Annotated in this window: 14 protein-coding genes, 2 tRNA genes and 3 rRNA genes; 7 read left to right on the top strand and 12 right to left on the bottom strand. The window is 60.2% G+C overall.

The window, feature by feature from the left end; translation table 11 throughout:
- Positions 1–58: 58 nt before the first annotated feature.
- From rrf to ACZ899_RS20135, 7 genes are all read right to left on the bottom strand, one after another.
- Positions 59–174 (bottom strand): 5S ribosomal RNA (gene rrf, locus ACZ899_RS20165).
- Positions 175–305: 131 nt separating this feature from the next.
- Positions 306–3,198: ribosomal RNA gene (locus ACZ899_RS20160) — 23S ribosomal RNA — on the bottom strand.
- A 245-nt stretch (positions 3,199–3,443) separates the two neighbouring features.
- Positions 3,444–3,519: transfer RNA gene (locus ACZ899_RS20155), tRNA-Ala, on the bottom strand.
- Positions 3,520–3,557: 38 nt separating this feature from the next.
- A tRNA-Ile gene (locus tag ACZ899_RS20150) sits at positions 3,558–3,634 on the bottom strand.
- 86 nt (positions 3,635–3,720) lie between these two features.
- Positions 3,721–5,257: ribosomal RNA gene (locus ACZ899_RS20145) — 16S ribosomal RNA — on the bottom strand.
- Together the 16S, 23S and 5S rRNA genes with 2 tRNA genes alongside form the textbook arrangement of a ribosomal RNA operon.
- Before the next feature lie 774 nt (positions 5,258–6,031).
- Positions 6,032–7,252, bottom strand: a complete 1,221-nt coding sequence (locus ACZ899_RS20140; protein WP_203649453.1) for a CaiB/BaiF CoA transferase family protein — start codon at positions 7,250–7,252, stop codon at positions 6,032–6,034.
- Positions 7,253–7,267: 15 nt separating this feature from the next.
- Positions 7,268–8,449, bottom strand: a complete 1,182-nt coding sequence (locus tag ACZ899_RS20135; RefSeq protein WP_028689912.1) for an acyl-CoA dehydrogenase — start codon at positions 8,447–8,449, stop codon at positions 7,268–7,270.
- 163 nt (positions 8,450–8,612) lie between these two features.
- Here ACZ899_RS20135 and ACZ899_RS20130 point away from each other — a divergent pair, with 163 nt between their 5' ends.
- From ACZ899_RS20130 to scpC, 5 genes are all read left to right on the top strand, one after another.
- On the top strand, positions 8,613–9,512 hold the full coding sequence (locus ACZ899_RS20130; protein WP_203649451.1) for a LysR family transcriptional regulator: 900 nt from the start codon (positions 8,613–8,615) through the stop codon (positions 9,510–9,512).
- Positions 9,513–9,953: 441 nt separating this feature from the next.
- Entirely contained in the window at positions 9,954–11,075 is a 1,122-nt protein-coding gene (locus ACZ899_RS20125) for a Re/Si-specific NAD(P)(+) transhydrogenase subunit alpha (protein WP_232855386.1), read from the top strand.
- A gap of 11 nt (positions 11,076–11,086) precedes the next feature.
- The gene (locus ACZ899_RS20120) at positions 11,087–11,401 is read left to right on the top strand and encodes an NAD(P) transhydrogenase subunit alpha part 2 (RefSeq protein ID WP_232855387.1); all 315 of its coding nucleotides are present in this window, start codon (positions 11,087–11,089) and stop codon (positions 11,399–11,401) included.
- Positions 11,402–11,403: 2 nt separating this feature from the next.
- The gene (locus ACZ899_RS20115; protein ID WP_234562804.1) at positions 11,404–12,840 is read left to right on the top strand and encodes an NAD(P)(+) transhydrogenase (Re/Si-specific) subunit beta; all 1,437 of its coding nucleotides are present in this window, start codon (positions 11,404–11,406) and stop codon (positions 12,838–12,840) included.
- 266 nt (positions 12,841–13,106) lie between these two features.
- Positions 13,107–14,600, top strand: a complete 1,494-nt coding sequence (gene scpC / locus ACZ899_RS20110) for a succinyl-CoA:acetate CoA-transferase ScpC (protein ID WP_050707507.1) — start codon at positions 13,107–13,109, stop codon at positions 14,598–14,600.
- Positions 14,601–14,669: 69 nt separating this feature from the next.
- Here the strand turns inward: scpC and ACZ899_RS20105 are convergent, their stop codons facing one another.
- Positions 14,670–16,337, bottom strand: coding sequence for a putative bifunctional diguanylate cyclase/phosphodiesterase (locus tag ACZ899_RS20105; protein WP_234562805.1), 1,668 nt, complete (start codon positions 16,335–16,337; stop codon positions 14,670–14,672).
- Between the two features lie 256 nt (positions 16,338–16,593).
- Between ACZ899_RS20105 and rep the strand changes: the two genes are divergently transcribed.
- Together rep and ACZ899_RS20095 are read left to right on the top strand one after the other, a co-directional pair.
- Entirely contained in the window at positions 16,594–18,603 is a 2,010-nt protein-coding gene (rep, locus tag ACZ899_RS20100; RefSeq protein ID WP_050707509.1) for a DNA helicase Rep, read from the top strand.
- A gap of 222 nt (positions 18,604–18,825) precedes the next feature.
- Positions 18,826–19,398, top strand: a complete 573-nt coding sequence (locus ACZ899_RS20095; RefSeq protein ID WP_234562806.1) for a xanthine phosphoribosyltransferase — start codon at positions 18,826–18,828, stop codon at positions 19,396–19,398.
- Between the two features lie 100 nt (positions 19,399–19,498).
- Here the strand turns inward: ACZ899_RS20095 and ACZ899_RS20090 are convergent, their stop codons facing one another.
- From ACZ899_RS20090 to ACZ899_RS20075, 4 genes are all read right to left on the bottom strand, one after another.
- Positions 19,499–21,361: an acetyl-CoA hydrolase/transferase C-terminal domain-containing protein gene (locus ACZ899_RS20090; protein WP_234562807.1), complete on the bottom strand. Its 1,863-nt coding sequence runs from the start codon at positions 21,359–21,361 to the stop codon at positions 19,499–19,501.
- A gap of 26 nt (positions 21,362–21,387) precedes the next feature.
- Positions 21,388–22,263 carry an RHS repeat-associated core domain-containing protein gene (locus ACZ899_RS20085; RefSeq protein ID WP_234562808.1) on the bottom strand — a complete coding sequence of 292 codons (876 nt, stop codon included), beginning with the start codon at positions 22,261–22,263 and terminating at the stop codon, positions 21,388–21,390.
- A gap of 152 nt (positions 22,264–22,415) precedes the next feature.
- Positions 22,416–22,820 (bottom strand): c-type cytochrome, encoded by a 405-nt coding sequence (locus ACZ899_RS20080; RefSeq protein WP_036985953.1) that lies wholly within the window; start codon positions 22,818–22,820, stop codon positions 22,416–22,418.
- 154 nt (positions 22,821–22,974) lie between these two features.
- Entirely contained in the window at positions 22,975–23,523 is a 549-nt protein-coding gene (locus ACZ899_RS20075; RefSeq protein ID WP_023629132.1) for a cupin domain-containing protein, read from the bottom strand.
- Positions 23,524–23,629: the final 106 nt, after the last annotated feature.

The raw sequence follows: 23,629 nt of genomic DNA, 5'->3' as shown, positions 1-23,629 counted from the left end.
CTCTACTTAAAGACAAAACCCCTACCTGCTCGCGCAGATAGGGGTTTTGCGAAATGAATCTTGACGATGACCTACTCTCACATGGGGAAACCCCACACTACCATCGGCGATGCATCGTTTCACTGCTGAGTTCGGGATGGGATCAGGTGGTTCCAATGCTCTATGGTCGTCAAGAAATTCTGTTGCCAGAACATCCAGATGGATACTCCAGCGAATTCGGATATGTGAATTTGTGGTCTTACGAACTTTCGGTTCTTTCGTCTTCACCACCGCAATCTGCGCTTTGCAAATTGCTTGGGTGTTATATGGTCAAGCCTCACGGGCAATTAGTATTGGTTAGCTCAACGCCTCACAGCGCTTACACACCCAACCTATCAACGTCGTAGTCTTCGACGGCCCTTCAGGGAGCTCAAGGCTCCAGTGAGATCTCATCTTGAGGCAAGTTTCCCGCTTAGATGCTTTCAGCGGTTATCTCTTCCGAACATAGCTACCCGGCAATGCCACTGGCGTGACAACCGGAACACCAGAGGTTCGTCCACTCCGGTCCTCTCGTACTAGGAGCAGCCCCTCTCAAATCTCAAACGTCCACGGCAGATAGGGACCGAACTGTCTCACGACGTTCTAAACCCAGCTCGCGTACCACTTTAAATGGCGAACAGCCATACCCTTGGGACCGGCTTCAGCCCCAGGATGTGATGAGCCGACATCGAGGTGCCAAACACCGCCGTCGATATGAACTCTTGGGCGGTATCAGCCTGTTATCCCCGGAGTACCTTTTATCCGTTGAGCGATGGCCCTTCCATACAGAACCACCGGATCACTAAGACCTACTTTCGTACCTGCTCGACGTGTGTGTCTCGCAGTCAAGCGCGCTTTTGCCTTTATACTCTACGACCGATTTCCGACCGGTCTGAGCGCACCTTCGTACTCCTCCGTTACTCTTTGGGAGGAGACCGCCCCAGTCAAACTACCCACCATACACTGTCCTCGATCCGGATAACGGACCTGAGTTAGAACCTCAAGGTTGCCAGGGTGGTATTTCAAGGATGGCTCCATGAGAACTGGCGTCCCCACTTCAAAGCCTCCCACCTATCCTACACAAGCAAGCTCAAAGTCCAGTGCAAAGCTATAGTAAAGGTTCACGGGGTCTTTCCGTCTAGCCGCGGATACACTGCATCTTCACAGCGATTTCAATTTCACTGAGTCTCGGGTGGAGACAGCGCCGCCATCGTTACGCCATTCGTGCAGGTCGGAACTTACCCGACAAGGAATTTCGCTACCTTAGGACCGTTATAGTTACGGCCGCCGTTTACCGGGGCTTCGATCAAGAGCTTCGCTTGCGCTAACCCCATCAATTAACCTTCCGGCACCGGGCAGGCGTCACACCCTATACGTCCACTTTCGTGTTTGCAGAGTGCTGTGTTTTTAATAAACAGTCGCAGCGGCCTGGTATCTTCGACCGGCGTGGGCTTACGCAGCAAGTGCTTCACCCTCACCGGCGCACCTTCTCCCGAAGTTACGGTGCCATTTTGCCTAGTTCCTTCACCCGAGTTCTCTCAAGCGCCTTGGTATTCTCTACCTAACCACCTGTGTCGGTTTGGGGTACGGTTCCCAGTTATCTGAAGCTTAGGAGCTTTTCTTGGAAGCATGGCATCAACCACTTCGCGCTCTAATGAGCACTCGTCATCAGCTCTCGGCCTTGAGATCCCGGATTTGCCTAAGATCTCAGCCTACCACCTTAAACTTGGACAACCAACGCCAAGCTGGCCTAGCCTTCTCCGTCCCTCCATCGCAATAACTGGAAGTACAGGAATATTAACCTGTTTTCCATCGACTACGCTTTTCAGCCTCGCCTTAGGGACCGACTAACCCTGCGTCGATTAACGTTGCGCAGGAAACCTTGGTCTTTCGGCGTGCGAGTTTTTCACTCGCATTGTCGTTACTCATGTCAGCATTCGCACTTCTGATACCTCCAGCAAGCTTCTCAACTCACCTTCACAGGCTTACAGAACGCTCCTCTACCGCATCACCAAAGGTGATACCCGTAGCTTCGGTGCATGGTTTGAGCCCCGTTACATCTTCCGCGCAGGCCGACTCGACTAGTGAGCTATTACGCTTTCTTTAAAGGGTGGCTGCTTCTAAGCCAACCTCCTAGCTGTCTAAGCCTTCCCACATCGTTTCCCACTTAACCATGACTTTGGGACCTTAGCTGACGGTCTGGGTTGTTTCCCTTTTCACGACGGACGTTAGCACCCGCCGTGTGTCTCCCATGCTCGGCACTTGTAGGTATTCGGAGTTTGCATCGGTTTGGTAAGTCGGGATGACCCCCTAGCCGAAACAGTGCTCTACCCCCTACAGTGATACATGAGGCGCTACCTAAATAGCTTTCGAGGAGAACCAGCTATCTCCGAGCTTGATTAGCCTTTCACTCCGATCCACAGGTCATCCGCTAACTTTTCAACGGTAGTCGGTTCGGTCCTCCAGTCAGTGTTACCTAACCTTCAACCTGCCCATGGATAGATCGCCCGGTTTCGGGTCTATACCCAGCGACTAAAGCGCCCTATTAAGACTCGCTTTCGCTACGCCTCCCCTATTCGGTTAAGCTCGCCACTGAATATAAGTCGCTGACCCATTATACAAAAGGTACGCAGTCACCTAACAAAGTAGGCTCCCACTGCTTGTACGCATACGGTTTCAGGTTCTATTTCACTCCCCTCTCCGGGGTTCTTTTCGCCTTTCCCTCACGGTACTGGTTCACTATCGGTCAGTCAGTAGTATTTAGCCTTGGAGGATGGTCCCCCCATGTTCAGACAAAGTTTCTCGTGCTCCGTCCTACTCGATTTCACTGGCAAGAGATTTTCGTGTACGGGGCTATCACCCACTATGGCCGCACTTTCCAGAGCGTTCCACTAATCTCAAACCAGCTTAAGGGCTGGTCCCCGTTCGCTCGCCACTACTAAGGGAATCTCGGTTGATTTCTTTTCCTCAGGGTACTTAGATGTTTCAGTTCCCCTGGTTCGCCTCTTGCACCTATGTATTCAGTACAAGATAACCAGCTTATGCTGGCTGGGTTCCCCCATTCAGAGATCTCTGGATCACAGTCTGTTTGCCGACTCCCCAAAGCTTATCGCAGGCTACCACGTCTTTCATCGCCTCTGACTGCCAAGGCATCCACCGTATGCGCTTCTTCACTTGACCATATAACCCCAAGCAATCTGGTTATACTGTGAAGACGACATTCGCCGAAAATTCGCATTTCGCTCATTGCTGAGCAGAACTCACAAATTTTACCTTAGCCTGAATAACCAGCAGTGAAACTGGCATTCAGTCTATCTATCACATATCCGAATTTTTAAAGAACGATCTGACAAAAGTCAGAAATCAACATTCATCAACGAATGTTCATTTCTAAGTTCTGAGCATTGCTGCGAAACCTGAAAGAGTGGTGGAGCCAAGCGGGATCGAACCGCTGACCTCCTGCGTGCAAGGCAGGCGCTCTCCCAGCTGAGCTATGGCCCCGTGTATCTATAGCCTACATCATGGCCGCACCAAGTAATTGGTAGGTCTGGGCAGATTTGAACTGCCGACCTCACCCTTATCAGGGGTGCGCTCTAACCAACTGAGCTACAGACCTATAACAGGGTCGCGTTACAGCATCGTCTTTACACAATGAATCAAGCAATTCGTGTGGGAGCTCATCAGCAGGCTGATGTCTTCGATTAAGGAGGTGATCCAGCCGCAGGTTCCCCTACGGCTACCTTGTTACGACTTCACCCCAGTCATGAATCACACCGTGGTAACCGTCCTCCCGAAGGTTAGACTAGCTACTTCTGGTGCAACCCACTCCCATGGTGTGACGGGCGGTGTGTACAAGGCCCGGGAACGTATTCACCGCAACATTCTGATTTGCGATTACTAGCGATTCCGACTTCACGCAGTCGAGTTGCAGACTGCGATCCGGACTACGATCGGTTTTGTGAGATTAGCTCCACCTCGCGGCTTGGCAACCCTCTGTACCGACCATTGTAGCACGTGTGTAGCCCAGGCCGTAAGGGCCATGATGACTTGACGTCATCCCCACCTTCCTCCGGTTTGTCACCGGCAGTCTCCTTAGAGTGCCCACCATAACGTGCTGGTAACTAAGGACAAGGGTTGCGCTCGTTACGGGACTTAACCCAACATCTCACGACACGAGCTGACGACAGCCATGCAGCACCTGTGTCAGAGTTCCCGAAGGCACCAATCCATCTCTGGAAAGTTCTCTGCATGTCAAGGCCTGGTAAGGTTCTTCGCGTTGCTTCGAATTAAACCACATGCTCCACCGCTTGTGCGGGCCCCCGTCAATTCATTTGAGTTTTAACCTTGCGGCCGTACTCCCCAGGCGGTCAACTTAATGCGTTAGCTGCGCCACTAAAATCTCAAGGATTCCAACGGCTAGTTGACATCGTTTACGGCGTGGACTACCAGGGTATCTAATCCTGTTTGCTCCCCACGCTTTCGCACCTCAGTGTCAGTATCAGTCCAGGTGGTCGCCTTCGCCACTGGTGTTCCTTCCTATATCTACGCATTTCACCGCTACACAGGAAATTCCACCACCCTCTACCGTACTCTAGCTTGCCAGTTTTGGATGCAGTTCCCAGGTTGAGCCCGGGGCTTTCACATCCAACTTAACAAACCACCTACGCGCGCTTTACGCCCAGTAATTCCGATTAACGCTTGCACCCTCTGTATTACCGCGGCTGCTGGCACAGAGTTAGCCGGTGCTTATTCTGTCGGTAACGTCAAAATTGCACGGTATTAACGTACAACCCTTCCTCCCAACTTAAAGTGCTTTACAATCCGAAGACCTTCTTCACACACGCGGCATGGCTGGATCAGGCTTTCGCCCATTGTCCAATATTCCCCACTGCTGCCTCCCGTAGGAGTCTGGACCGTGTCTCAGTTCCAGTGTGACTGATCATCCTCTCAGACCAGTTACGGATCGTCGCCTAGGTGAGCCATTACCTCACCTACTAGCTAATCCGACCTAGGCTCATCTGATAGCGCAAGGCCCGAAGGTCCCCTGCTTTCTCCCGTAGGACGTATGCGGTATTAGCGTTCCTTTCGAAACGTTGTCCCCCACTACCAGGCAGATTCCTAGGCATTACTCACCCGTCCGCCGCTGAATCAAGGAGCAAGCTCCCGTCATCCGCTCGACTTGCATGTGTTAGGCCTGCCGCCAGCGTTCAATCTGAGCCATGATCAAACTCTTCAGTTCAATACTGCTTGGGTTTTTAAGAAACCCTAAACTTGGCTCAGCAATCTCAAATGACTATGTGATTTCTCGCATGGCCACTTGTGATGCTGATAATCTTGGCGACTATCAGTCCATACTCACAAGCACCCACACGAATTGCTTGATTCAATTTGTTAAAGAGCGTTTGGCTAAGAGCTTTTCGTCTCAACCGAGGCGCGCATTCTACGCTTTCCTCATTTCGTGTCAAGCGTTTATTTTGAAGTTTTTCGTTTCACTTCAAACACTTGACTCGCTGCGATCTCTCGTAGCGGGAGGCGAATCATACAGCGTTACAACTTGCTGTCAACTGCCTTTTTCACCGCTGCCGATCGTGAGACCGAAGCACCTCCGCAACCCTCTTCAACAATCAACTCTTTGATATTCAAGGAGTTTTTCGTTCCGATGTCGCTGGAAGTGGGGCGCATTATAAGGGGATCTGACAGGGCGTCAACCGTTAATTTCATTAAAGTGAAATATCGGGGAAAAAGACCGCGTCAGGGCTGCCAGGTGTTCGCCACGACCCTTGCAGCGCCTGTGAGATCGAGCGCCGCCCGCGCGGCGCTCGATCTCACAGGCGCCAGAGAACCCTCGGCGGACACTTCTGGAACACAACGCAACCTCAAGGCGAACACCTCGCACACACAACCCAATCCCAAGACAGGCCCCTGCCAGCCCTGACACCTCTATAAAGCAACCCCAAAAACAAAAGCGGGAGACCTACCGGTCTCCCCGCTTCATATATCTATATAGAAAACATCACAACACCCCAGCCCCCCGAAGCCGCTGCACCGCCTCTCCATCCAACCCCAGCACCTCCCCCAGCACCACCTCGGTATGCTCCCCCAGCAACGGCGGCGCCTGCCGATACTCCACCGGCGTCTCCGACAACCGGATCGGGCTGGCCACCTGCGGCACGCTGCCCGCCAACGGATGAGGAACATTCACTGCCAGCCCACGGGCCAGCACCTGCGGATCCTGGAACATCTGCGCCAGGTCGTTGATCGGCCCACACGGCACGCCCGCCTTCTCAAGCTCACTCACCCACTCGGCCGTGGTCTTGAACACCGTGGCCTGGCGAATCAGCGGAATCAGCTCGGCGCGATTGGCCACCCGCTGTTTATTGGTGGCAAAGCGTGGGTCATCCGCCCAGTGCGCCTGCCCGGCCACTTCCGCGAACTTGCGGAACTGCCCGTCATTGCCCACGGTAAGAATGAAGTTGCCATCAGCCGTCGGGAAATCCTGGTACGGCACAATGTTCGGGTGCGCATTGCCCAACCGGCGAGGCGCGGTACCGGTTGTGAGGTAGTTCATGGCCTGGTTGGCCAGGCAGGCCACCTGTACATCCAGCAACGCCATGTCGATGTGCTGGCCAATACCAGCCTGGTCACGATGCGCCAGGGCCGCCAGGATCGCCACGGTGGAATACAGCCCGGTGAGGATGTCGGTCAGCGCCACACCAACCTTCATCGGCCCGGCACCCTCCTCTCCCTCCGGGCGACCGGTCAGGCTCATCAGCCCACCCAGCCCCTGGATCATGAAGTCGTAGCCGGCACGCTTGGCATACGGCCCGGTCTGGCCGAAGCCGGTGATCGAGCAGTAGATGAGTTTGGGATTGACCGCCTTCAGGCTCTGATAGTCCAGCCCATAGGCCGCCAACCCGCCGACCTTGAAGTTCTCGATGACGATATCCGACTTCGCCGCCAGCTCGCGCACCAGGCGCTGGCCTTCCGGCTGGGTGAAGTCGATGGTCACCGAGCGCTTGTTGCGGTTGGCCGACAGGTAGTAGGCCGCCTCGCTGGTGTTCTCGCCCTGGGCGTCGCGCAGGAAAGGCGGCCCCCAGGAACGGGTGTCGTCACCCGCCCCCGGACGCTCGACCTTGATCACATCGGCGCCAAGGTCGGCCAGGATCTGGCCAGACCAAGGGCCGGCCAGCACCCGGGAAAGATCCAGCACCCGCAGATGGGAAAGCGCGCCCATGGCCTGGCTCCTCTATTAATAGAACGCCTGGATGCCGGTCTGCGCACGCCCCAGGATCAGCGCGTGCACGTCATGGGTCCCTTCGTAGGTGTTGACCACCTCGAGGTTGACCAGGTGGCGGGCCACGCCGAACTCGTCGGAGATGCCATTGCCGCCCAGCATGTCGCGGGCCAGACGGGCGATATCCAGGGCCTTGCCGCAGGAGTTGCGCTTCATGATCGAGGTGATTTCCACCGCCGCGGTGCCTTCGTCCTTCATCCGCCCCAGGCGCAGGCAGCCTTGCAGGGCCAGGGTGATCTCGGTCTGCATGTCGGCCAGCTTCTTCTGGATCAGCTGGTTGGCGGCCAAGGGGCGGCCGAACTGCTGGCGGTCCAGGGTGTACTGGCGCGCAGTGTGCCAGCAGGCCTCGGCGGCGCCCAGGGCGCCCCAGGAGATGCCATAGCGGGCCGAGTTCAGGCAGGTGAACGGACCTTTGAGGCCACGCACGTCCGGGAAGATGTTCTCTTCCGGCACGAACACGTTGTCCATGACGATCTCGCCGGTGATCGAGGCGCGCAGGCCCACCTTGCCATGGATGGCCGGGGCGCTGAGGCCGTCCCAGCCTTTCTCCAGCACGAAGCCGCGGATATCGCCGGCATCATCCTTGGCCCAGACCACGAACACATCGGCGATCGGGCTGTTGGTGATCCACATCTTGCTGCCGGTCAGGCGATAGCCACCGTCGACCTTGCGGGCGCGGGTGATCATCGAACCCGGGTCGGAACCATGGTTGGGCTCGGTCAGGCCGAAGCAGCCGATCCACTCGCCGCTGGCCAGCTTCGGCAGGTACTTCTGCTTCTGTGCCTCGGTACCAAACTCGTTGATCGGCACCATCACCAGCGACGACTGCACGCTCATCATCGAGCGGTAACCGGAGTCGATGCGTTCCACCTCGCGGGCGATCAGGCCGTAGCACACATAGTTCAGGCCGCTACCGCCGTACTGCTCGGGGATGGTCGCGCCAAGCAGGCCGACTTCACCCATCTCGCGGAAGATCGCCGGGTCTGTCTGCTCGTGGCGGAACGCCTCCAGCACACGGGGTGCCAGCTTGTCCTGGGCGAACTGATAGGCGCTGTCGCGAACCATGCGCTCTTCTTCAGTGAGCTGCTGATCCAGCAGCAGCGGGTCGATCCAGTTGAAGCTTGCCTTGCCAGCCATGTGCGGATTCCTCGAAAGATGGGAACGAATTGTTGTGCTGGATTGATCCTAGGCCTGATCGGCCTGCGGGACAAACGAGGATTGCGCACGGTTTAGTGATATTTTCTCACTTCGTAATCATCGAAATGCCCTGTTCAACGCCCTACAAGTGAGGTTGACGTACATGCGCCGCAAGATCCCCAGCACCACCGCCCTGGTCTGCTTCGAGGCGGCCGCGCGTCACGAGAGCTTCACCAAGGCCGCCCAGGAACTGGCCCTGACCCAGGGCGCCGTCTGTCGGCAGATCGGTGGCCTTGAGGCCTTCCTCAATGTCGAACTGTTCCGCCGCTCGCGCCGGGGCGTGAAACTGACCGAAGCCGGGCTGTCCTACAGCCGCCAGGTGGCTGCGCAGCTGGATGCGGTGGAGCGCGACACGCTTTCGGTGATGCGCCAGCAGGGCGCCAACGTGATCGAACTGGCGGTGGTACCGACCTTCGGCACGCAATGGCTGCTGCCGCGCCTGAAGGACTTCCAGCAGCGCCACCCCGAAGTCACGGTCAACCTGACCAACCGCACCCGCCCCTTTCTGTTCGCCGACACGCCCTTCGACGCCGCCATCTATTTCGGCGACGCCGACTGGTCCGGAACCCAGTCCCACCGACTGATGGGCGAGAACCCCGTGCCGGTGTGCAGCCCCGCGTTGCTGGACGGACAAGCCAGCCTCGACGCCCGGCGCATCGCCGAATTGCCCCTGCTGCAGCAGACCACGCGCCCCTATGCCTGGCGGCAATGGTTCGACGGCCTGGGCATGAGCGTCGAGCGCGACATGACTGGCCCGCGCTACGAACTGTTCTCCATGCTGGCCCAGGCCGCCATGCACGACATGGGCATCGCGCTGATTCCGCCGTTCCTGATCCAGCGCGAGTTGCAGGAAGGTCGATTGCTGGTCGCTAACAGGCATGCCCTGTCCAGCGACAAGGCCTACCATCTGATGATCCCTGAGCGAAAGGTGGAGTCCGCTTCGCTGCGGGCGTTTCGCGACTGGCTGGTGGCGCAGGCACAGCAGTACACCGCCACCAGCTGAGGCCATGAAGCGACAACCTGACTCCGTAGTCAATTATTTTGAACACCTACAGATATATGGATTTGTCGCAAATTCGTAATCTGTTCCGTTTACCGGAAAAACCGTAGCAACCCTAGTGACTGCGCGGGTTTGCGGCTTATTTTGCGACATTCACAACGCCGCGAACGAAAACGGCCGAAATTTTTTCGTTTTTTCCCCTAAGCTGCGAATAGCGCGTACTTGACGGGCTCGATCGGAATCGTTGCGACATACGGTCACAGGGTGACTTGTAGTTTTGAGTTCGTTTCGCTTCAGAACCTGTTGAAGGCCCCTGGGTTCGTCTGCAAAATGCCTCTCCCGCCTCGAACCAGGCGGAGTCGTGCTCTACGGCCGCCCAGCCGCACCACCCGAAGTGCGCTGGTTTCCATAAAGACAATAAAGGTCACCGCAGGAGACATAGTCGTGCACATTGGTGTTCCTCTCGAGACGCAGACGGGTGAGACAAGGGTCGCCGCGACCCCGGAAACCATCAAGAAACTGGTAGGCCAGGGCCATCAGGTCACCGTGCAACGGGGGGCAGGGCTCAAAGCCAGCATTCCCGACAGTGCCTATGAAGCCGTGGGCGCCACCCTGGGTGAAGCCACCGACGCCTTCGGCGCGCAGCTGGTACTCAAGGTGGTCGCGCCCGATGATCAGGAACTGGCGCTGATCAACAGCACCAGCCTGTTGGCGGGCATGCTCAACCCCTTCAACAACGAACTGATCGGCAAGATGGCCGAACGCGGCATCACCGCCTTCGCCCTGGAAGCCGCGCCACGCACCTCGCGGGCCCAGAGCCTCGACGTGCTGTCGTCCCAGGCCAACATCGCCGGCTACAAGGCCGTGCTGCTGGCGGCTCACCACTACCCGCGCTTCATGCCCATGCTGATGACCGCCGCAGGCACGGTGAAAGCCGCCCGCGTGCTGATCCTCGGCGCCGGCGTCGCCGGCCTGCAGGCCATCGCCACGGCCAAACGCCTGGGTGCGGTGATCGAAGCGTCGGACGTGCGTCCGGCGGTGAAGGAGCAGATCGAATCGCTGGGGGCCAAGTTCATCGACGTGCCCTACGAGACCGATGAAGAACGCGAATGCGCCGAAGGCGTCGGCGGCTATGCCCGGCCGATGCCGGCGAGCTGGATGCAGCGTCAGGCCCAGGCCGTGCACGAGCGCGCCAGGCAGGCCGATATCGTCATCACCACTGCGCTGATTCCCGGGCGCAAGGCGCCGACCCTGCTCAGCGCCGAGACCGTGGCGCAGATGAAGCCCGGCTCGGTGGTCATCGACCTTGCCGCGGCCCAGGGCGGCAACTGCCCGCTGACCGTGGCCGATCAGGTCGTCATGCACAACGGCGTGACCCTCGTCGGCCCGACCAACCTGCCGGCCCAGGTCGGCGCCGATGCCTCGGCGCTGTACGCGCGCAACCTGCTGGACTTCATGAAGCTGCTGTTCGACAAGGACGGCAACCTGGTCATCAACCTCGAAGACGACATCGTCGCCGCGTGCCTGATGTGCCGCGACGGCCAAGTCGTGCGCAAGAACGGCTGAGGAGCACGACAATGGAAGACATGCTGATTTCCCACGGCATCTACAACCTGATCATCTTCGTGCTGGCCATCTACGTGGGCTACCACGTGGTGTGGAACGTCACCCCGGCCCTGCACACGCCGCTGATGGCGGTCACCAACGCCATTTCCGCGATCGTCATCGTCGGCGCCATGCTGGCCGCCGCGCTGACCGTCACCCCGGCCGGCAAGGTCATGGGCACCCTGGCCGTGGCGCTGGCTGCGGTGAATGTGTTCGGTGGCTTCCTGGTCACCCGCCGCATGCTGGAAATGTTCAAGAAGAAAACCAAGAGCGAGGGGCAGAAGTAAGCATGAGCATGAATCTGGTAACGCTTCTGTACCTGGTCGCCTCGGTCTGCTTCATCCAGGCGCTCAAGGGACTCTCGCATCCGACTACCTCACGCCGCGGCAACCTGTTCGGCATGATCGGCATGGGTATCGCCATCCTCACCACGGTCGGCCTGATCTACAAGCTTGGCGCAGAGCTTGCGACCGCCGGCATCGGCTACGTCATCGTCGGCCTGCTGGTCGGCGGCAGCGCCGGCTCGATCATGGCCAAGCGCGTCGAGATGACCAAGATGCCCGAGCTGGTCGCCTTCATGCACAGCATGATCGGCCTGGCTGCAGTGTTCATCGCCATCGCTGCCGTGCTCGAGCCGCAATCGCTGGGTATCGTCGCCGCCATCAGCGACCCGATCCCCACCGGCAATCGCCTGGAGCTGTTCCTTGGCGCGGCCATCGGTGCCGTCACCTTCTCGGGCTCGGTGATCGCCTTCGGCAAGCTGTCGGGCAAGTACAAGTTCCGCCTGTTCCAGGGCGCACCGGTACAGTTCGCCGGCCAGCACAAGCTGAACCTGATCCTGGGCCTGGCGACCATCGCCCTGGGGCTGCTGTTCACCTTCACCGGCCACTACAGCGCCTTCACCCTGATGCTGGCCCTGGCCTTCGTCATGGGCGTGCTGATCATCATCCCGATCGGCGGCGCCGACATGCCGGTGGTGGTGTCGATGCTCAACAGCTACTCGGGCTGGGCGGCGGCGGGTATCGGCTTCTCGCTGAACAACTCGATGTTGATCATCGCCGGCTCCCTGGTGGGCTCCAGCGGTGCGATCCTCTCGTACATCATGTGCAAGGCGATGAACCGTTCGTTCTTCAACGTCATCCTCGGCGGCTTCGGCGGCGATACCGATACCAGCGCGGCGCAAGGCTCGAAGGAGCAGCGCCCGGTGAAGTCCGGCTCGGCCGACGACGCCACCTTCCTGCTGAGCAACGCCGACAGCGTGATCATCGTCCCGGGCTACGGCCTGGCGGTGGCCCGCGCCCAGCACGCACTCAAGGAGCTGACCGAGAAGCTGACCCACAACGGGGTGACCGTGAAGTACGCGATCCACCCGGTGGCGGGGCGCATGCCCGGGCACATGAACGTGCTGCTGGCCGAGGCCGAGGTACCGTACGACCAGGTGTTCGAGATGGAGGACATCAACGCCGAGTTCGGCCAGGCCGACGTGGTGCTGGTGCTGGGCGCCAACGACGTGGTCAACCCGGCGGCGAAGAACGATCCGAAGTCGCCGATCGCCGGCATGCCGATCCTCGAAGCCTTCAAGGCCAAGACCATCATCGTCAACAAACGCTCCATGGCCAGTGGCTATGCGGGTCTGGACAACGAACTGTTCTATCTGGACAAGACCATGATGGTGTTCGGTGACGCCAAGAAAGTCATCGAGGACATGGTCAAGGCGGTGGAGTAATAGCAGGAGCGATGCTTTGTGGGAGCGGGCTTGCCCCGCGATGATGGCTTGAATGCAGCATCGCCATCGCGGGGCAAGCCCGCTCCCACGAAACCGCTGCTGTCGAACAAACCCCGGGAAGTCACTCCCGGGGTTTGTCGTATTTGCCTGATCCAGATCAACGGCTCTACTTCCGGCCTTCGCCTACGACCATGGTCGCGGGACGGTTCCGGGTGAAATCTCTAGACTGCGCTTCCAGTAGCTTCAGTAGCCTGAGATAACAATCCATGTACCGTGATCGTATCCGCTTGTCCTCCCTGCACAGCAAGGTTATGAGTGCGGCTGACGCCGCTGGCCTGATCCAGGACGGCATGACCGTCGGCATGAGCGGTTTCACCCGCGCCGGCGAAGCCAAGGCCGTGCCCCACGCACTGGCTGAACGTGCAAAACAGTCGCCGCTGAAGATCAGCCTGATGACCGGCGCCAGCCTGGGCAACGACCTGGACAAGCAACTGACCGAGGCCGGCGTGCTGGCCCGACGCATGCCGTTCCAGGTCGACAGCACCCTGCGCAAGGCCATCAACGACGGCAAGGTGATGTTCATCGACCAGCACCTGTCGGAAACCGTCGAGCAACTGCGCAACAAACAGCTGACCCTGCCGGACATCGCGGTCATCGAAGCGGTGGCGATCACCGAACAGGGCCACATCGTGCCGACCACCTCGGTCGGCAACTCGGCCAGCTTCGCGATCTTCGCCAAGCAGGTCATCGTCGAGATCAACCTGTCGCACCACGCCAACCTCGAAGGCCTGCACGACATCTACATCCCGACCTACCGCCCGACCCGCACGCCGATCCCGCTGGTGAAGGTCGACGACCGCATCGGCAGCACCGCGATCCCGATCGACCCGGCCAAGATCGTCGGCATCGTCATCAGCGACCAGCCGGACTCGCCGTCCACCGTGCTGCCGCCTGACCACGAGACCCAGGGCATTGCCGACCACCTGATCGCCTTCCTCAAGGGCGAGGTGGACGCCGGGCGCATGAGCAACAACCTCGGCCCGCTGCAGGCCGGCATCGGCAGCATCGCCAACGCGGTGATGTGCGGCCTGATCGAGTCGCCGTTCGAAAACCTGACCATGTACTCCGAAGTGCTGCAGGACTCGACCTTCGACCTGATCGACGCCGGCAAGCTGAGCTTCGCCTCGGGCAGCTCGATCACCCTGTCGAGCCGCCGCAACGCCGACGTGTTCGGCAACCTGGAGCGCTACAAGGACAAGCTGGTGCTGCGTCCGCAGGAGATCTCCAACCACCCTGAAGTGGTGCGTCGCCTGGGGATCATCGGCATCAACACGGCGCTGGAGTTCGACATCTACGGCAACGTCAACTCCACCCACGTCTGCGGCACCAAGATGATGAACGGCATCGGTGGCTCGGGCGACTTCGCCCGCAACGCGCACCTGGCGATCTTCGTCACCAAGTCGATCGCCAAGGGCGGCGCGATTTCCAGCGTGGTGCCGATGGTCAGCCACGTCGACCACACCGAGCACGACGTGGACATCCTGGTGACCGAGGTGGGCCTGGCCGACCTGCGTGGCCTGGCTCCGCGCGAGCGTGCCCGGGTGATCATCGACAACTGCGTGCACCCGGACTACCGCGCCGCGCTGAACGATTACTTCGAACGCGCCTGCCAGCGTGGCGGGCATACCCCGCATATCCTGCGCGAAGCCTTGAGCTGGCATGAGAACCTGGAAGAGACCGGGCGGATGCTGGTCGGTTGATCATCTTCACGGTTTGAAATTGCCGGGGGCGCTTTGCGCCCCTTTTCGCGGCACAAGGCTGCATGAGATCTACAAGGTCTGCACCAGACCAGGACTCGGCACCTGCAACAGGTACTCGATCAACGCCTCCACCGGTAACGGCCGGCTTACCAGGAACCCCTGCACCTGGTCGCAACCGAACGCCCGCAGCAGCGCCAGCTGCTCCTCGCTCTCCACCCCTTCGGCCACCACCTCCAGGTTGAGGTTGTGCGCCAGGTTGATCATCGCGTGCACCAGCTTGGCGTTCTCCTCGCGCTGCTCCATGCCGCCGACGAAACTGCGATCGACCTTGAGCAAGGTGATCGGCAGGCTGTTCAGGTGCACGAACGACGAGAAGCCGGTCCCGAAGTCATCCAGCGAGAAACGCACCCCCAGGCGCCCCAGGGCGTCCATGGTCTGGCGCACCAGCTCGTTGCGCCGCATCACCGCGGTCTCGGTCAGCTCGAACTCCAGCCAGCGCGCATCGACGCCGTGCTCGACGATCAGCCGGCTCAGGGTGGCCAGCAGCTGGCTGTCCTGGAACTGGCGAAAGCTCAGGTTCACCGCCATGTGCAGCGGCGCCAGGCCGCGCTCGCGCAGGGCCTGCATGTCGCTCAGCGCCCGGGAGATCACCCAGTAGCCCAGCGGCACGATCAACCCGCTTTGCTCGGCCAACGGCACGAATTCGCTCGGCGCGAGCAGGCCGCGCTCGGGATGATTCCAGCGCACCAGCGCCTCCAGCCCGACGATGCGGCCGTCGGCGAGGTTGAGCCGCGGTTGATAGTGCAGCTCCAGCTCGTCGCGGCGCAGGGCGCGGCGCAGCTCGCTCTCAAGGTCAGCCAGGCTGCGGGCGTTGCGGTTGATGCGCTCGTTGAACACATGGAAGGTGCAGCCCTGGCTGCTCTTGGCCTGGCGCATGGCGATGTGCGCGTGCCACATCAGCGGGTCGGCGCCGGCCTGGGCGCGGGCATGGGCGATCCCCAGGCTGCAACCGAGCAGCAGGCTCTCGCCGTCGATCCAGTAGGGCTCGGTGAGCGCTTCGGTGATGCGCTCGGCCATCCACTCGGCGCGATTGGGGTCGCGCCGGGTGTCGATCAACAGGGCAAACTCGTCGCTGCCCAGGCGTGCCAGCTGGTCGCTCGCTTCCAACTGGTGTTTCAACCGACCGACCACCTGCAGGATCAGCCGGTCGCCACCCTGGTGGCCGAGGGCGTCGTTGACGTGGCGGAAGTTATCCAGGTCGAGGTGGCCGAGCGCCAGGCCACGGCCTTCGTTCTCCGCCAGGCGCGCGGTCAGCAGGGCCTGGAAGCCCTGGCGGTTGGCGATACCGGTCAGCGGATCCTGTTCGGCCAGGCGCTGCAGGGTGGCCACCAGCACGCCGCGCTCGCGCACATGACGCAGCGAGCGACGCAGGGTGTCGGTGGTCAGCTGCGCCAGCACCAGCCAGTCGCTGACGCCCAGCGGCGCGCTGGCCGGCTCCTGCTCCAGCAGCAGGATGGTCGGCAGCTCGCAACGCCCCGGCGCCGGCTGCAGCTCGGGGGTGGCCAGCACCACGGCCTGGCGGTCGTTGGCGAACAGGCTGTCCACCGCCGCCCAGTTCGGCGCGGTCAGCAGCACGACGCTGCCGCCCATCGGCTGCAGGCATTCGCGCAGGTGCACGGCCCACTCCGGCTCATCAGCCAACAGCAGCAAACGCAGGGGTTCGACAGGCGTGGACAAGCGGGCTCCTTAGACATGGGCGGTGGAACGGCGAGCGCGGGCAATCCTACCCGATTAATTGGAAATGATTTTCACTTTTAGTCGTTGCCCTTCCCTGGCCGCCATCCCGACGCAATCTGACGTGCATCCTGCGCGAAAGTAGCAGATGCGGCAAATCCGATTCGCGCCCTGCATCACAACGTCAGACGGTCGCGCATTAACAGCCCCATGCCTGCTAGAATGCGCGGCTATTTTCTGGTTACCCCCGGTTTCTAGCATGTCCCGACTCAATCCCCGGCAACAGGAAGCCCGAGACTACGTCGGCGGCCCTCTTTTGGTGCTCGCCGGTGCAGGCTCCGGCAAGACCAGCGTGATCACGCGCAAGATTGCCCACCTGATCCAGAACTGCGGCATCCGTGCCCAGTACATCGTGGCGATGACCTTCACCAACAAGGCCGCGCGCGAGATGAAGGAGCGGGTCGGCACCCTGCTGCGCCCGGGGGAAGGCCGGGGCCTGACGGTGTGCACCTTCCACAACCTAGGCCTGAACATCATCCGCAAGGAACACGAGCGCCTGGGCTACAAGCCGGGCTTCTCGATCTTCGATGAATCCGACATCAAGGCGTTGCTGTCGGACATCATGCAGAAGGAATACTCCGGCGACGACGGCATCGACGAGATCAAGAACATGATCGGTGCCTGGAAGAACGACCTGATCCTGCCGCCCGAGGCCCTGGAAAAGGCACGCAACCCGCGCGAGCAGACCGCGGCCATCGTCTACACCCACTACCAGCGCACGCTCAAGGCGTTCAACGCGGTGGACTTCGATGACCTGATCCTGCAGCCGGTCAAGCTGTTCCAGGAACACCCCGACGTGCTCGAACGCTGGCAGAACCGCGTACGCTACCTGCTGGTGGACGAATACCAGGACACCAACGCCAGCCAATACCTGCTGGTGAAGATGCTGATCGGCATGCGCAACCAGTTCACCGTGGTCGGCGACGATGACCAGTCGATCTACGCCTGGCGCGGCGCCCGCCCCGAGAACCTGATGCTGCTCAAGGAGGACTATCCCTCCCTGAAGATCGTCATGCTCGAGCAGAACTACCGCTCCACCAGCCGCATCCTGCGCTGCGCCAACGTGCTGATCGCCAACAATCCCCACGCCTTCGAGAAGGAACTGTGGAGCGAGATGGGCGTCGGCGACGAGATCCGCGTGATCCGCTGCAAGAACGAGGAAGCCGAGGCCGAGCGCGTGGCCATGGAAATCCTCACCCTGCACCTGCGCACCAACCGCCCGTACAGTGACTTCGCCATCCTTTACCGGGGCAACTACCAAGCCAAGCTGATCGAACTTAAGCTGCAGCACCACCAGGTGCCGTACCGCCTCTCCGGCGGCAACAGCTTCTTCGGCCGCCAGGAGGTCAAGGACCTGATGGCCTACCTGCGCCTGCTGGTGAACCCGGACGACGACAACGCCTACCTGCGGGTGATCAACGTGCCGCGCCGCGAAATCGGCTCGACCACCCTGGAAAAGCTCGGCAACTATTCCACCGAGCGCGGCATCTCGATGTACGCCGCCAGCGAGGAGCTGGGCCTGGGCGAGCACCTGGATGCCCGCTACACCGAGCGCCTGCAGCGCTTCAAGCACTGGCTCGACGGCGTGCGCCACAAGGTCGCCCTGGAAGATCCGATCGCCGCGTTGCACGAGATGATCCGCGACATCGACTACGAGAACTGGATTCGCCAGCAGACCGCCAGCGACAAGGCCGCGGAGTTTCGCATCAGCAACGTCTGGTTCCTGGTCGAAGCGCTGAAGAATACCCTCGAGAAGGATGAAGAGGGTGACATGACCATCGAGGACGCCATCGGCAAGCTGGTGCTGCGCGACATGCTCGAGCGCCAGCAGGAAGAGGAAGAGAACGCCGAAGGCGTGCAGATGATGACCCTGCACGCCTCCAAGGGCCTGGAGTTCCCCTACGTGTTCATCATGGGCATGGAGGAGGAGATTCTTCCCCACCGCTCGAGCATCGAGGCCGACACCATCGAAGAGGAACGCCGCCTGGCCTACGTGGGCATCACCCGCGCACGCCAGACCCTGGCCTTCACCTTCGCCGCCAAGCGCAAACAGTACGGCGAGATCATCGACTGCACCCCGAGCCGGTTCCTCGACGAACTGCCGCCGGACGACCTGGCCTGGGAAGGCCTGGACGATGCGCCCGTGGAAGTGAAAGCCGCGCGCGGCAACAACGCCCTGGCCGATATCCGGGCGATGCTCAAACGCTGATCAACCATTACTCTTAAACTTTGCCGCTATTTGCGGCCACGGTGGCTTGTATGGCCGATTTGTGAGCTCAAATTCGAGTGCCAGGGTTCGGCACACAAGGCGCCGCGACGAGTCGTAGCCCAGCTACGGCGAGGAGCGGCAACGCAGTGTGACGAAGGCTGGCGCCGAAGTTGGGCTTACAAATCGGCCATACAGGCCACTATCTACATCGAGGAAAAAACAGTGGAAGCACTGCAGCAGAAGATTCGCGAAGAAGGCATCGTGCTTTCCGACCAGGTTCTCAAAGTCGACGCGTTTCTCAACCACCAGATCGACCCGGCGCTGATGCAGCTGATCGGTGACGAGTTCGCCCGCCTGTTCGCCGATTCGGGCGTGACCAAGATCGTCACCATCGAAGCCTCCGGCATCGCCCCGGCGGTAATGACCGGCCTGAAGCTCGGCGTGCCGGTGATCTTCGCCCGCAAGCACCAGTCGCTGACCCTGACCGAGAACCTGCTGACTGCCTCGGTGTACTCCTTCACCAAGCAGACCGAGAACACCGTGGCCATCTCGCCGCGCCATCTCAACAGCAGCGACCGCGTGCTGGTGATCGACGACTTCCTGGCCAACGGCAAGGCGTCCCAGGCGCTGATCTCGATCATCAAGCAGGCCGGCGCCACCGTGGCCGGCCTGGGCATCGTCATCGAGAAGTCGTTCCAGGGCGGCCGCGCCGAGCTGGACAGCCAGGGTTACCGCGTCGAATCGCTGGCCCGGGTGAAGTCGCTGGAAGGTGGCGTAGTTTCGTTCATCGAGTGATGGACCCGTGGGAGCGGGCTTGCCCCGCGATGGCGTCAGGTCAAACAAAGATATTGCCCGAGCTGACGCCATCGCGGGGCAAGCCCGCTCCCACGCTGCATCATTGCCGCGTCGCCCGAAGCGCCGCCAACAGCAACCGCTGATACAACTCCTCCTTCAACCCCTGTGGCTCACCCAGCCCCATCCTCGCCAACGCTGCCCCATACCCCTCGGGCCCCGGCGCATCCAATGCCGCCTTGCCCAACTCCAAAACCTCGCTCAACTTGAACTTGCTCTTCAACCAGTTCAGCGCCCGCAACAGATCCCGCTCCTCTGCCGTGAAGTCAGTGCCCAGCGGATACTCAGGGAACAGTCGTGCATGCCGTGCCCGAATTGCCTCGAGCCGCTCAGGCGTGTTGTCCATGAACCGCGCATCCAGCTCGAAGTCCTTGGCCAGCTTGCCCGCCGCCTTGGCCTGCTCCATCAGCTCGCGCTGAAAACGTGAGTCGCTGATCGCCAGCAAACGCGCAATCACCTCGCTGTCGGTCTGCCCGCGCAGGTCGGCGATGCCGTACTCGGTGATCACGATGTCCCGAAGGTGTCGGGGGATGGTGCAATGGCCGTAGGTCCAGTAAAGGTTCGAGGTCACTTCGCCACCGGCCTCGCGCCAGCTGCGCAGCAACAGGATCGAGCGACCACCCTCCAGCGCATGCCCCTGGGCGACGAAGTTGTACTGCCCGCCCACGCCGCTGAGTACCCGGCCATTCTCGAGCTGGTCGGCAACCCCCGCGCCCAGCAGGGTCATGCCGAACACCGTGTTGACGAAGCGCGCATCCCGACGCTGGCGACGCTTGCGCTCCTCCTGGCCGTAGAGCTCGTTGATGAAGCTGATGGCGCTCATGGCGAACCTTGCGCGCTGTTCCAACGGCATCTCGCGCAGGCGCTGATAGAACGCCTGCGGCCCGAGGAAGAACCCGCCATGGATCAGCACGCCCTGCTCGTCGGCAGGACGGCGCACCACCCCGGCGTCGGCCAGTGCCAGCAGGCCATTGACGAACATCTCGCTGCAGCCGTACAGCCCCTGGGCGAAGGTATCCAAGCCCCCTTCCCGCTCGATCAGTGCCTGCCATGGGCCGATATCCAGCTCATCGAGCAGCGCGCGATAGCCCTCGTTGTCGCCCTGGCGCGCCAGCAGCGCCGCCGTTATCGCATCGCCCATGGCACCGATGCCGATCTGCAAGGTACCGCCGTCACGCACCAGGGCGCTGGCATGCAGGCCGATGCAGTGGTCCTGGGTGTTCACCGGCATGTTCGGCGTGGAGAACAGCCGACGTTGTTCGGGCTGGTCGATCAGCAGGTCGAACTGCTCCAGGCCCAGCTCCGAGTCCCCAGGCATGTAGGGCAGTTCGTCGTGGACCTGGCCGAGTACCAGGATGGTCTCGCCGGCGGCTCGGCGCCGGGCGACCATCGGCAGCAGGTCAAGGGTGATGTCGGGATTGCAGGCCAGGCTCAGGTGGTCGGGCCTTTCAGGCGTGGCGGCCACCAATTGCGCAACCAGGTTCAAGCCTTTGGCGTTGATGTCGCGGGCAGCGTGGCTGTAGTTGCTGCTGACGTAGTCCTGCTGCGCCGCCTCGCTGTGCAGCAGGCTGCCGGGCTGCATGAAGAACTGCTCGACGCGGATGTTTGGCGGCAGCCGGTCGGCACGCAGGTCGGCCAGGTAGGTGAGTTCTTCGTAGTCGGCGAACACACGCTCGATGAAGGGTTCGATAAAGCGCCGTTGCAAGCCATCGCCCAGAGATGGACGGCCTAACGACAGGGCGGTGTAGATGGTCAACCGACGCTCAGGCAGCTCACTCACCCGGGCATACAGGGCATTGACGAAAGCATTGGGCTTGCCCAAGCCCAAAGGAAGGCCCATATGGATATGGGCAGGAAGGCGTGACAGGGTCTGCTCGACAGCCTGGTCAATGGAGCAGAGGTACATCTCGGCCTCCTGAGTCGTCCGTGGGTTCAGGGGTTGGACAGCGGTCCATGCGGGTTGGTTGCGGGCTCCGACCTCATTCCGGTCGAGTGCTCAATTATATACCAAGCTTCCCAGGGACCGTCGTAGTTGCTCAATGGATGACTCAGATCCTTTGTAAACTTGTAGCCCGAGTACTTTTCGATCTCCACATACTTAGGATTGAAGTACATAGGCCCAACAATCTCTCTCTGCACGACAAGCAACTTAAAAGCAGGCTCAAGGAACACCAATACACCCGAAGGATACTGTATATAATGCACCCCTGGGACAAGAATTTCGGGATGTTCAGTAGTCACCGCATAGACATAGCCTCCGTCAGTAGATCTCTCAGCATAACCCTCGGCCTTTCTATAATTCGGCGTGGTATAGAAAGCGGGGCCATTGGCTTGCCTTTCTGAAAAGCCTAGCGACACACCATATCTCAATGAATTCTCATTTGCTTTATCACTGCCATGCCACGCAATTCGTTTTGTTTTTTGTGAGTACTGACGAAATAAAATTCTCAGAACACCAACAACTTGGCCTTCCCCAGCATGACCGCTCGGATCGCGATAGTTTACTGGATCCCCCAGACAGTATGCATACGCATTCAAACCACCCTGTGCAAATGGACTCAGGGAGTCTGGGCTACTGAAGCGCATCAGCGTTGGATTAAATGCACGATAGCCATTACCCAAAAGATAATGACCGGTTATCGGCTCTAGACCCTCACCATTAAAACCAAGGACAACCGTCAACTCATGGCGATAGCCGTAAGGTGGGTAGGCGAAGTTCTGGGGTAAACAGCAGGGGTTGACGCTAGTCAGCGTCGAACGCTGCTGAGCCACGGCCAATAATGTACTAACTCTTTTGTCTACCATCATGACGCACCCTCTGCCTCGGCTGGGTGCATTATTATCATGACCACACCTGTAACAGAGTACTGGTAAAAATACCAGGTATCAGCCTAAACAACTGGAGACACAAAAAACAAAGCCCGCCAGGATAGGCGGGCCTCGTGTATTGCATCTATGGCTTACAGCCCGGACATCTTCTTGATCGCGCCCTTCAGGTCTTCATCCGAGCAATCGGCGCAGGTGCCCTTCGGCGGCATGGCGTTGATCCCGGTGATAGCCTTGGCCAGGATGCCGTCAAGGCCGCCCTGGTGATCGGCACGCTCTTTCCACGCCGCGGTGTCGCCGATCTTCGGCGCGTTCAGCAGGCCCGTGCCATGGCAGGCGTTGCAGTGCTTGGCGATGATCTCGTCGGGCGTCTTGGCACCGCCGCCGCCGGCAGTGGCGGCCACTTCCATGCCCTTGCATTCCTGGCCCTGGACGCACACCTGGCCAACCGGCTCGAGGCGCTTGGCGATGTCGTCGTTGGTTGCAGCGGTTGCGCTCATTGCCCAAAGGGCGAATACGGCTGCTGGTACGGCCAGCATCTTCTTGATTTGGTTCACGCGAACACCCTCATGGTGGCTAATCACGCCCGCGGCCACGGAATTGCGAGCGTTGAAAAGTATAGCGGGAACCCGGAAGGCGTGAAACGACCACACTCAGGGAAAGGGTATTGGCGAATCAATGCACTGCGCTGGATCAAAAGTTCGACGGGGTCGCCGCGCTGATCAAACGTGCCGGCTCCTCGAACGGGTTGCGAAAGCGGTGTGGACGGGTGCTTTCGAAGTAATAGCTGTCGCCGGCCTCGAGAATGAAGATCTCGGTACCAACCACCAGCTCCAGGCGGCCTTCGAGCAGGATGCCGGTCTCTTCGCCGTCGTGGGTGAGCATTTCCGCGCCAGTGTCGGCACCCGGCGGGTAGACCTCGGTGAGGAAGGCGATGGCCCGGTTGGGATGCGACTTGCCGACCAGCTTCATGGTCACCGCGCCGTCGGAGATGTCGATCAGCTCGTGGGCCTTGTAGACGATCTGGGTCGGGCTTTCCGGCGCCAGCTCCACCGAGAAGAACTCGACCATGGACATGGGGATACCGCTGAGCACCTTGCGCAGGGAGCTGATTGACGGGCTCACGCTGTTCTTCTCGATCATCGAGATGGTGCTGTTGGTCACCCCCGCGCGCTTGGCGAGTTCGCGCTGGGACAGGCCCTTGAGCTTGCGGATGGCTTGCAGTCGTTCACCGACGTCCAAAGCTGGAGCCTCCTGAATCGGTCGAGATGGGGGTAGTGTGAACGATATGATGGCAATGCCGTTCAGTATTTACAACACACAGCCCCGCAGCCTGTCCGCTTCAGCG

This window comes from Pseudomonas sp. TE31087 (assembly GCF_057284075.1).
Note: the sequence above shows the minus strand (reverse complement) of the source record. Positions and strands in the feature narration are given on the sequence as shown.